We start from the raw sequence: 10,954 nt of genomic DNA on the forward strand, positions 1-10,954 counted from the left end.
GATCTGGGCGGCGCCGTGGCCTTCCTTCCGGGTAGCCAGGTCGATATCCGTCCCGTGCGCGACGTCACCCCGCTGATGGACATTCCCCAGCCCTTCCAGATCCTCAAGATGGATCGCCGCCGCGGCAATATCGTCGTGTCGCGCCGCGCCGTTCTCGAGGAAACGCGCGCCGAACAGCGCAGCGACCTGATCCAGAGCCTTACCGAGGGCCAGGTGATCGAAGGCGTCGTCAAGAACATCACCGATTACGGCGCGTTCGTCGATCTCGGCGGCATCGACGGCCTGCTCCATGTCACCGACATGAGCTATAAGCGGATCAACCATCCGTCGGAAATGGTGAACATCGGCGACAAGGTCACCGTGCAGATCGTCCGCATCAACCGCGAGACGCAGCGCATCAGCCTCGGCATGAAGCAGCTCGAAACCGATCCGTGGGAAGGCGCTTCGGCCAAATATCCGGTCGACGCACGCTTTACCGGGCGGGTCACGAACATCACCGAATATGGCGCGTTCGTCGAACTGGAATCGGGCATCGAAGGCCTGGTCCATGTCTCCGAGATGAGCTGGACCAAGAAGAACGTCCATCCGGGCAAGATCGTTTCGACCAGCGAACAGGTCGAAGTCGTGGTGCTCGAGGTCGACGAAGAGAAGCGCCGGATCAGCCTCGGTCTCAAACAGGCCCAGGACAATCCGTGGGACAGCTTCGCCGAACGCTTCCCGGTCGGCGCCGAGGTCGAGGGCGAAGTCAAGAACGCCACCGAGTTCGGCCTGTTCATCGGGCTCGACGGCGATGTCGACGGCATGGTCCACATGTCGGACATCAGCTGGGGCGTTTCGGGCGAGGAAGCGCTCGAGCTTCATCACAAGGGCGAGACCGTCAAGGCGGTCGTGCTCGATGTCGATCCCGAGAAGGAACGCATCAGCCTCGGCATGAAGCAGCTCGAACGCGGCGGCGCCTCCACCGACACCGGCGATCTGCGCAAGGGCAAGATTTCGACGGTTACGGTGCTCGACGTTCGCGACGGCGGGCTCGACGTTCAGGTGGGCGACGATGGCCCGACCGGCTTCGTCAAGCGTGCCGATCTCGGCCGGGACCGCGACGAACAGCGTCCCGACCGTTTCCAGGTCGGCCAGAAGTTCGACGCGATGGTCGTCGGTTTCGATCGCTCGAAGAAGCCGAACTTCTCGATCAAGGCGCTGCAGGTCGCCGAGGAGAAGCAGGCCGTCAAGCAATATGGTTCGACCGACTCCGGCGCGAGCCTTGGCGACATTCTCGGCGAAGCGCTCAAGCAGAAGAGCGACGACGGAGACGCCAAAGACGGCCAATAACCCCTCGGCCGGCTGCGTCGGCTCGGCAATAAAAGGAACCCGCGACTCGCGCGATCGCATCCGGTGCGATCCGCGATCGCGGGTTCTTTTTTCATAAATCCGTCTCAAAATGCGACGCAATTGCCTGAATATTCGGCAAACTACCGCAAATCCGCCGGGTTCGGGTTGAAAAAGTTACGAATCCGGAACATTACCGAGGACGCGGCGGTCGAGAGTATCGAAACGATACCAGCCTCTGCCGATGTGGCTCCGGCCACGGGTTAGGTGTCGCAACAATTGGCCTTTGGGGGAATGCCTTCATGATTCGATCCGAACTTGTTCAGAAGATCGCGGCTGACAATCCGGAACTGTCGACCAAGGATGTCGAGCGCCTGGTCAACTGCTTTTTCGATTCCATAACCGAGCAGCTGGCCAAGGGGGGACGGGTCGAACTGAGGGGCTTCGGCGCCTTCTCGACGCGCGAGCGCAAGGCGCGCGTGGGCCGCAACCCGCGCACCGGGGAATCGGTCAACGTTCCGGCCAAACGCGTGCCCTATTTCAAGCCGGGCAAGGAAATGCGCGAACGCCTCAACGTCTGAGGCCCGATCTTTTGCGCTTGTAACGCCGGGGCAGTTCGGCCACCCCTTGCCCGTGCGGACGTGGCGAAACCGGTAGACGCTGCAGACTTAAAATCTGCTTCCCGCAAGGGAGTGCGGGTTCGAGTCCCGCCGTCCGCACCATTTTACCCGCAGATTTTCACTGTCACATTTTCGCGCTAGTCTCCGCCCTTTCGATCCCGCGGAAAAATGGACAGCGCCCATGACACTCTCCCGACGCACTTTCCTCCGATACGGACAGGCCGCCGGCCTCTTCTACTCGGCGACCGCGCTGGGTGGCGGGTTCTCTGCCATCGCGGCATCGGGACGCCCGATTGGCCTTGTCGGAAATGCCGGCGCGCTGCTCGCGCTGCCCGAAGGCTTCACCTATTCGGTCGTCTCGGAAACCGGCGGGACGATGGTGGACGGCTTTTTCCGGCCCGGGCGGCCCGACGGGATGGCCTGCTTCGCCGATCCGGCCAACGCCGATCGTTGCATCCTCATGCGCAACCACGAGAACTGGCCCGATACCGAGCATGGGAGCCCGTTCGGCGAGAATAACGAACTGCTGTCCCGGCTCGGCGATGGAATGCTCTACGGCCTCAAACCCGATGGCAGTCCGTTTTTCGGCGGGGTGACGAAGGTCGTCTATGACATGCGCGCCGGGGCGCTGGTCGAGGATTATCTCGTGCTGACCGGGACGGCGGCGAATTGTGCCGGCGGGGCAACGCCCTGGGGGTCCTGGCTCACCTGCGAGGAGTCCATGCGCCGACCGCCCGAAGAAGCGCAGCGTTATCACGGCTTCGTCTTCGAAACCCCGTCGTCGGCCACCGGGGTGATCCCGCCCGTGCCGCTCACCGCCATGGGCCGGTTCGCGCACGAGGCCGTCGCGATCGATCCCGATACGGGCATCGTGTATCTGACAGAAGACAGCAGCACCGGGCTCTTCTACCGGTTCCTCCCGGAAACGCCCGGCGAACTGCATCGCGGCGGACGGCTTCAGGCGCTCGCGATACGCGAATGGCCATCGGCGAATACCAGCAACTGGCCGAGCGACTGGGGCGGCCCCGGGCTGGGCGCGATCGAGACTGGCCGTTCCTTCGCGGTCGACTGGGTCGATCTCGACGATGTCGAGGCGCCGGACGGCGATCTGGCGGCGCGCGGCCATGCTGCCGGCGCGGCGCAATTCTATCGCGGAGAGGGCATGGATTACGGCCGGCGTCCCGACGGCAGCGGCGGCGACGTGTTTTTCAACTGCACCCAGGGCGGCATCCAGCGGTCCGGACAGGTCTGGCGCTATTCGCCGAGCCCGGCCGAAGGACAGGGCGGCGAAAGCGCCGCACCCGGCACGCTGACCCTGATCTATGAATCGCCCGGCGCCGATACGCTCGACATGTGCGACAATCTGGCCGTGGCGCCCTGGGGCGACCTGATCCTGTGCGAGGACGGGCGCGGTGACCAATATCTGCGCGGCCTGACGCCGGGCGGGCGGATCTACGACTTCGCGCGCAACCTGCATCCCGACCGCAGCGAGTTTTGTGGCGCCTGCTTTTCTCCCGACGGCAGCATCCTGTTCGTCAACATCCAGGAACCCGGCATCACGGTCGCGATCCGCGGTCCCTGGGAAACGCTTCGCGCCTGACGCAAGGCGTGGTCCCGCGTTGCCGTCTGGCCTAGAATGGGGTCATGACCGATCTGCGCGCGATAGCCATTCTGTTCGCCCTCCTGCTTGCCGCGTGCGGCGGGGAGGATGCTGGCACACCGCCCGCCGACATGCTCGTCCGGCTCGCCGATGACGAGATCAAGTCGCTCGATCCGCACCGCGTGTCCGATCTCGCCTCGCTGCGCGTCGCGGCCGATCAGTTCGAGGGGCTGACGCGCTATGCGGCCGATGGTGGAATCGAACCGGGACTAGCAGAGACCTGGTCGGCATCGGGCGACGGACGCGTCTGGGAATTCGCGCTGCGCGAGGGACTCGTATTTTCCGACGGCGAGCCGATCGACGCGGCGCTTTTCGCCGCGATATTCGATCGGCTCCGCAACCCCGCCTCGGCGGCGCCGACCGCCTCGCTGTTCGACGCGATCGAGTCCGTCGAAGCACCGTCGGCCGGACAGGTGCGCGTCACCCTTGCCCATCCTTTTCCGGCCTTGCTCGAACTGCTCGCCCATCCGGCGATGGCCGCGCTGCCGCTCCACCGCATCGCGACCGCCGGCGATGGCTGGACCGGCGAGCGGCCGCTCGTCACGTCGGGGCCCTATCGGCTCGTCGACTGGACGCTCAACGACCGGGCGCTGCTCGCGCGCAACCCGCGCTGGCACGGCGGCCGGGCACCGATCGCGCGGATCGCCTGGCGACCGGTCGACGACAGCCTGACGGCGATGCGGATGTTCCTGGCCGGCGGCGCGGATATCGCCGGCGAGTTTCCCGCGACGCGCCTGGCTTCGCTCCGCGCCAGCCGTCCGGACGCCACCCGCCTCGCGCCCTATCGCGGCGCCTATTATTTCGCGTTCAACACGAGAAGGCCGCCCTTCGACGATGTCCGCGTGCGGCGCGCGCTCAGCCTCGCCGTCGACCGGCGCTGGATCTCGGAGGAGCTGCTGGCGATCGGCACCCGACCCGCTTGGGGCATCATCCCGCCCGCCATGTCGGGACTCGAACCGATCCGCCCCGACGGCGCGAACCGGGCGCGCGGGGATCTTCTCGCCGAGGCGAGACGGCTGCTCGCCGAGGCCGGGTACGGGCCGGACAATCCGCTGTCCTTCGACATCCGGTTTAACAGCGCCGCCGAGCACCGACGCATCTCGGTCGCGCTGGCGGCGATGTGGGAACCGATCGGCGTCCGCGCGCGGCTGTTCAACAGCGAGGCGACGCTGCATTTCGCGGCCCTGCGCCGCGCCGATTTCACACTCGCCCGCTCGGGCTGGATCGGCGACATTTCCGCGCCCGAAAATTTCCTCGCCGTTCATCGCTCGGACGCGGGCGCGATCAACTATTCCGGCTATGCCAATGCCGACTACGACGCGGCGCTCGATACGGCGCTCGCCGAGCCGGATCCCGCCGCCCGCGCCCGGCTGATGCGCGCCGCCGAGGCCATCCTCGTCCGCGACGCGCCGATCCTGCCGATCTATTATTATGTCAGCCGCTCGCTCGTGTCGCCGCGCGTTTCGGGCTGGATCGACAATCCGGCCAATGTGCATCCGAGCCGCACCTTGCTACTGACCGACGCATCATGATCCGCCGCGCGCTTCCGATTCTCGCCCTGTTGTTCGCCGCCTGCGCGGATGGCGAGGATGCGGGCCCGGTGCATGTCGACCTGATCGCCGAACCGACCGATTTTTCGGCGCCGCTGGCCGCGCTTCCCTCGCCCGCCGATGCGCTGCTGCTCGAGGCGACCGCACAGGGTCTCGTCCGGCTCGACGGCGAAGGCCAGATCGAGCCCGCGCTCGCCCAGCGCTGGATCGTGCTCGACGAAGGACGGACCTATGTCTTCCGGCTCAACGACATCACCTGGGAGGACGGCACGGCGGTGACCGCCGGTCAGATCGCCCAGCAGCTGCGCAATGCCGGCCGGCGCGGCAGCCGCAACCGGCTCGCGCATCTGCTGGCCGATATCGAGGCGGTCAACGCCGTCACGCCGCAGGTCGTCGAGATCAATCTGCGCCGTCCGCGGATCGATTTCCTCCATCTGCTGGCGGCACCGGATCTCGCCATATTCGTCGAGGGCTCGGGGCTCGGGCCGTTCGTCATCGCCGACGGGTACGCGCCCGAAGACGGCGCCCTGCTGCTCGCGCCGCGCCGCGAACCGCCGGAGGAGATCGACGGCGAGATCGCGGAACCCGATCCGATCGCGCCCGACGAGACAGTCGAACTCCGCTTCCGGCCCGGCGCCCTTGCCGTCGCGCGGTTCGATCGCGGTCTTGCGGATATCGTGCTGGGCGGAGACTGGACCACCCTGCCCTATGCCGAAGCGATCGACCCGGCTTCGGCCCGGCTGCAGATCGATCCGGTCGAAGGCCTGTTCGGCCTCGCGATCGTCGAGCAGACCGGCTTTCTCGCGACGCCGCAGAACCGGGAGATATTGTCGCTCGCGATCGACCGCGGACAGCTTGCCGGATATTTCGGGGGCGACCGGGCCGAGGCGCGCCTCGCCATCGTACCGCCGGACAGCGAAGGCCTGGCGGACACGGTCGGACCGCCCTGGGCGAACAGCACCGTCGCGCTGCGGCGCAGCTTCGCGCGGCAGGCGGTCGCCAACTGGCGGGCGGTCAATGGCGATATCGCACCGCTACGCGTCGCCCTGCCCGACGGACCGGGCAGCCGCGCGATCTTCGCCGTGCTGCGGACCAACTGGGCGGCCGTCGGCATACCGGTCGAGCGCGTCGACTGGTCGGCCGATGCCGATCTGCGGTTGATCGACCAGGTGGCGGCCACCGACAGCGCGACCTGGTATCTCGAACAGTTCCGCTGCAATCGCGGCCTTCCGTGCAGCGACGATTATGCGGACCTGCTGGACGAGATCGACGAAGCGCCGTCCGAGCGCGTCCGAGCGATCCGGATCGCCGAGGCGGCCACCGAGCTGCAGCGGCTGACGCCCTATATTCCGCTGCTCCGCCCCATCCGCTGGGCCCTTGTTTCCTCGCGGATTACCGGTTTCGCGCCCAACCGCTTCGGCCGGCACCCGCTCGATACGCTGATCGCGCCCTCTGGATAACGACCCGGCGGCTTCCTATATCGAAATCTGTACGAGCGGTTTCCGGTGTCGGTAAATCGCGTATTTCGAGAGGGTTATGGATGGCGCTTAAGCAGGAACATCTGGATCGCATCGCCGATGCGATACCCGAAATCGGCCGCGATCCGGCCTCGGTCCGGCAGCGCGTCGAGACGATGGAGACGTTGCTCGAGCGCGGCTTCACCATGCCCCTGATCAACCGTCCGTTCGGCCTCGACTTCGTTCTCGGCCTGCTGCCCGTGGTCGGCGACGTGATCGCGGCGGCGATGGGCACTTGGCTGGTCTGGGAAGCCCGCAATCTCGGCATGCCCAAATGGAAGATTGCGCGGATGTTCGGCAATATCGGCGTCGACCTTGTCGTCGGCGCGGTGCCGCTGATCGGCGACGCGGCCGACTTCGTCTTCCGCTCGAACAGCCGCAATCTCCGGATCATCCGCAAGCATCTCGACAAGCACCATCCCGAGACGATGACGATCGAGGGCCAGCTCAACCGCTAGCCTCTCCCTCTCCATATCCGCAGCCTCTCGTTCGGCCGCGCGCCGCGTTGCCAGGCCGGGCAGCGGCGGGGCCGGAAGTCGCGGCCGAGACAGATCCGCACTTCGGTCAGCCAGCCGCGCCCATTGCTCTGCACGCGGACCATGTCCGGCGAGACGCCGCGGTTCGCCGCCGCGAACGCCTGAGCGAACTGGCGCACCGTCTGGTTGCGCCGCGAGAGCGCATCCATGTCGGGATAGCGGACGGCGCGGTAGAGGATCGAACCGGCCCGCAGATAACGGCCCGGATCGCGCGTCATGCAGCTGCCATGCTTGGCCCATTCGCGCTGGATCAGCCGCACCGAAGGCGTGGTGCACAGATGCGGGCGGACCGCGGCGCGCGACAGCGCCGGCACCGGGCGGCACCATTGCGGCCAGCGCGGTCCGTTCGTCTCCGGCCACAGCCCGTGCAGGATGAAGCCGAAGCGCCCGGCCCCGCCATCGGCGATGCCGCCGCATTGCAGGCGATGCGCGGGATCGCGGCCGCGCGTCCGGCAGAATTCGGGCGACCAGCTCAGCGCCAGCAGATAGTTGGTGACCGGCGCGGTCCGGCGTTCGCCGGGCGGGACCGGAACCGCGCGCGGCGCGGCGATCCGGTCGGGTATCCGGCATTCGCGGGCCTGGGCGTGGAGGATGGATGGTGCCAGAAGGGACACGAACAAGATGAAACCGAATACCCTGAGCCTGTCGAAGGGTCGTTCTTTCTTTCGATAGCTGAAAAGGAAAAGACAGGGCTTCGACAAGCTCAGCCCAAGCGGCTTTATGAAGGCAATCATATCTCGGCGAAATCGAGACCGATATCGGCCGCCGGCGCGGACTGGGTGAGCCGTCCGACCGAGATGAAATCGACGCCGGTCTTCGCGATCTCCTGGATGCTGTCGAGGGTGACGCCTCCCGACGCTTCGGTCGGCACGCGGCCGCCGATCTGCTTGACCGCGCGACGGAGCATTTCCGGCGGCATGTTGTCGAGCAGCAGATGCGTCGCCCCGGCTTCCAGCGCCGGTTCGATCTCGTCGGGGCGGTCGACCTCGACGATGATCTCCGCGATGCCCGCATCGACCGCGCGGCGCACGGCCTCGCCGACACTGCCGGCGACCGCGACATGATTGTCCTTGATCATCGCCGCGTCCCACAGGCCCATCCGGTGGTTCTGCGCGCCGCCCATGCGGGTCGCATATTTCTCCAGCGCCCGCAGGCCGGGGATCGTCTTGCGCGTGTCGCGCAGGGTCGCGCCGGTGCCCGCGATCTCGTCGACATAGTGCCGGGTCATCGTCGCGATGCCCGAGAGATGCTGGACCGTGTTGAGCGCCGAGCGTTCGGCGGTCAGCATCGCCCGCGCCCGCCCGGTCAGCTTCATCAGGTCCGTCCCGGCGGGCACGCTGTCGCCGTCCGCGACGAGCGTCTCGATCTCCACGTCCGGGTCCAGCGCCCGGAAAAAGGCCTCGGCGATCGGTAGGCCGGCGACGGTGATCGCATCCCGGCTGTCCATGACCCCGCTGAAACGCGCGGTTTCGGGGATCACGGCGGCCGACGTGATGTCGCCGCCCTCCGCCAGATCCTCGGCGAAGGTCGACCGGATGAAAGCGTCGAGGTCGAAGCGGTCAAGGGAGAAGCTCATGTGCCGAGCTTCTCCATGGCCTCGGCGAAATTGTCAAAGCGCGCGTTCAGTTCGTCGAGCGACGGCCCCTCCAGCACGGCCTTCGCCTGATCGACGAGCTGCAGGCCCTCGCGCAGCAACAGCGCGCGGCGGTGCCGGGAATTGGCGGAGAGCGCGACCGAATACAGCGCGTCGAGAAACTTGACGGCGGCCATCGGGTTGCCGGCCGCGGAGGCCCGGATCGCGCCGAACCCGCGATTCAGGAAATGCTCGAAATCGTCATCCAGCGGCTGGACATGCTCCCAGTCATAGCCGTCCTGCTCGGGCCCGCGATCGAGATTGCGCTGCGCCAGCTCGGCCATGCCCGCGCTCAGCCAGTGGCTCGCGGTGATCGCGGTGAACGGGTCGTTGATGCCCGGCGAGAGTGCCCGCAGCGCGATCTCGACCAGCTCGTCGATCAGATGTTCGAGATCCTGTGTCGCCGTGCGCATGCCCCCGGTCACGAAACAGTCGCGGATGTCGCGGGCCAGATCGTCGGTCAGTTCCGTGCCGCTGACTTCGACGAGCGGCACGCCGCGATGCACGAAATCGCCGGTCCGGAGCTTGAGCGCGATACAGCCGTCGGCCCCGGCGGCGATGTCCTGCAGCGTATCGAAATCGATGATCTTGATATAGCCGTTCGCAAGCGCGGACACCGGCTCGCCCGCATTCTGTTGCCCCGGTTCGCGCCCACCCTCTTCCTCGGGAAAGCGCGTCTTCACGTCGCGGACGAACCGCTTGCCGATCCCCTGCAACACCGTGTTGATGCGGATGCTGGAGGGGATGTGGTGGAGGAAATAGACGAGCACGGCGACGGCCCAGATCGCCATCGCCGTCGCCACGAGCAGCGACAGCTGCGGCGTGAAGCCCGGCAGGCTCGTCGCGGCGGCATCGGCGGCGCTCGACGCCCGCTCGTCCTCGCCGCGCACGACCCGCAACACCATCACGGCATAGACGAAGGTGGCGATGAAGACGCCGAGCGAGACCTGGTTGCCCCGATCCTCCATGAAATTGGTGAGCAGCCGGGGCCCGTAATTGCCCGAGGCATAGGCGACGGCGGCGATGGTGATCGAGAAGACGGTCGCTGCGGTGCCGATCATCGAGCCCGCGATCACCGTCAGGACCGTCCGCGCGCCTTCGGGGCGGGCGGGCTGGAGCCAGGAGAATTCCCCGAGCCATTCCGCCGCGCCGTTGCGGTCGAGATAGACGGTGACGAACGACAATGTGAAGGCGATGAGCGAAAACAGCGCCGGAAAGAACCAGTAGCTGGCGTTGATGTTCAGCCAGACGGAACGGAGGCGCGCGATCATTTGTGCATCATCGGACGATTGACGGCTTTCATCTCCACTCTCCGCTCAGGCTGAGCTTGTCGAAGCCTTGCCCTTCTCTTGCAAGAAAGAACAGCCCTTCGACAAGCTCAGGGTAAACGGGTCTAATGCATTCCTAGCGGCAATTTCATATTGCCACAGCAATCAACACGCCGATGCCGGTCAGAATAACCGACCCAACTGATATCCAAATCGCTCGCCGAGCCAATTTGGCGGCTGAACGCGTGGATAGTTCTGCATGGGCCAGCGAGATCATTTGATCACACTGCGACACGGACGGCACGACCGATCGAGCCAGTTTCTCTCGTTTTTCCTGTAACGCATTAACGTGTTTTCTCAACTGCTGGTCGTCGAGGTCGAAAATGTCCGTATTGATCAGTTCGTGATACTCTTTGCCCGCAGCCAGATATTGTTCAGGCATCTTCAACAGCGTTTATCGCGCCGACATCGCCCTGCCCGACGGTGCTGCCCGCCATCTCGAGCATCCTGTCGAGGCTCTTCTTTGCCTGGACGCGCAGTTCCTCGTCGAGCTCGATCCGCGGTTCGAGGTCGCGGAGCGCGATATAGAGCTTCTCCATCGTGTTGAGCGCCATATAGGGGCAGATATTGCAGTTGCAGTTGCCGTCCGCGCCCGGCGCGCCGATGAAGGTCACCTCGGGCAGCGCCTTTTCCATCTGGTGCATGATGTGCGGCTCGGTCGCGACGATCACGGTATCGCTGTCCGTCTCTTTCGCCGCCTTCAGGATCGAGCTGGTCGAACCGACATGATCGGCATGATCGAGGATCGCAGCCGGGCATTCGGGATGGGCGAGCACGGGCGCGC

General features: G+C 66.0%; 11 protein-coding genes and 1 tRNA gene. 7 read left to right on the plus strand and 5 right to left on the minus strand.

The window, feature by feature from the left end; translation table 11 throughout:
* The 7 genes from ACTS1X_RS08000 to ACTS1X_RS08030 all read left to right on the plus strand — a co-directional run.
* Positions 1–1,329, plus strand: a 1,329-nt coding sequence (locus tag ACTS1X_RS08000) for a 30S ribosomal protein S1 (protein ID WP_442613862.1), incomplete at its 5' end; no start/stop codon positions are given.
* Between the two features lie 299 nt (positions 1,330–1,628).
* Positions 1,629–1,907 (plus strand): integration host factor subunit beta, encoded by a 279-nt coding sequence (locus ACTS1X_RS08005; RefSeq protein WP_176871173.1) that lies wholly within the window; start codon positions 1,629–1,631, stop codon positions 1,905–1,907.
* A gap of 54 nt (positions 1,908–1,961) precedes the next feature.
* Positions 1,962–2,048: transfer RNA gene (locus ACTS1X_RS08010), tRNA-Leu, on the plus strand.
* 79 nt (positions 2,049–2,127) lie between these two features.
* The gene (locus ACTS1X_RS08015) at positions 2,128–3,546 is read left to right on the plus strand and encodes an alkaline phosphatase PhoX (protein ID WP_442613863.1); all 1,419 of its coding nucleotides are present in this window, start codon (positions 2,128–2,130) and stop codon (positions 3,544–3,546) included.
* A gap of 44 nt (positions 3,547–3,590) precedes the next feature.
* Positions 3,591–5,138: a peptide ABC transporter substrate-binding protein gene (locus ACTS1X_RS08020; RefSeq protein WP_442613864.1), complete on the plus strand. Its 1,548-nt coding sequence runs from the start codon at positions 3,591–3,593 to the stop codon at positions 5,136–5,138.
* Positions 5,135–6,616 (plus strand): ABC transporter substrate-binding protein, encoded by a 1,482-nt coding sequence (locus ACTS1X_RS08025; RefSeq protein ID WP_442613865.1) that lies wholly within the window; start codon positions 5,135–5,137, stop codon positions 6,614–6,616. The genes ACTS1X_RS08020 and ACTS1X_RS08025 overlap by 4 nt, the downstream gene beginning before the upstream one ends.
* 80 nt (positions 6,617–6,696) lie before the next feature.
* A complete protein-coding gene (locus ACTS1X_RS08030) occupies positions 6,697–7,131 on the plus strand; it encodes a DUF4112 domain-containing protein (RefSeq protein ID WP_442613866.1) in 435 nt (144 codons plus the stop codon).
* On the opposite strand, the gene ACTS1X_RS08035 is transcribed toward ACTS1X_RS08030, so the two are convergent.
* From ACTS1X_RS08035 to nadA, 5 genes are all read right to left on the minus strand, one after another.
* A complete protein-coding gene (locus ACTS1X_RS08035; RefSeq protein ID WP_442613871.1) occupies positions 7,128–7,823 on the minus strand; it encodes a ribonuclease T2 family protein in 696 nt (231 codons plus the stop codon). The two genes, ACTS1X_RS08030 and ACTS1X_RS08035, sit on opposite strands and share 4 nt — an antisense overlap.
* A 116-nt stretch (positions 7,824–7,939) precedes the next feature.
* Positions 7,940–8,785, minus strand: a complete 846-nt coding sequence (gene nadC, locus ACTS1X_RS08040) for a carboxylating nicotinate-nucleotide diphosphorylase (protein WP_442613867.1) — start codon at positions 8,783–8,785, stop codon at positions 7,940–7,942.
* Positions 8,782–10,113 carry a DUF2254 domain-containing protein gene (locus ACTS1X_RS08045; protein ID WP_442613868.1) on the minus strand — a complete coding sequence of 444 codons (1,332 nt, stop codon included), beginning with the start codon at positions 10,111–10,113 and terminating at the stop codon, positions 8,782–8,784. Before ACTS1X_RS08045 ends, nadC begins: the two co-directional genes overlap by 4 nt.
* A gap of 145 nt (positions 10,114–10,258) precedes the next feature.
* Complete coding sequence (locus tag ACTS1X_RS08050) at positions 10,259–10,552, minus strand: hypothetical protein (RefSeq protein WP_442613869.1); 294 nt, start codon at positions 10,550–10,552, stop codon at positions 10,259–10,261.
* A partial coding sequence (gene nadA, locus ACTS1X_RS08055) for a quinolinate synthase NadA (RefSeq protein ID WP_442613870.1) occupies positions 10,545–10,954 on the minus strand: 410 nt, incomplete at its 5' end. The genes ACTS1X_RS08050 and nadA, both read right to left, overlap by 8 nt.

The organism is Parasphingopyxis sp. (assembly GCF_052168275.1).
Classification (GTDB): Bacteria; Pseudomonadota; Alphaproteobacteria; order Sphingomonadales; family Sphingomonadaceae; genus Parasphingopyxis.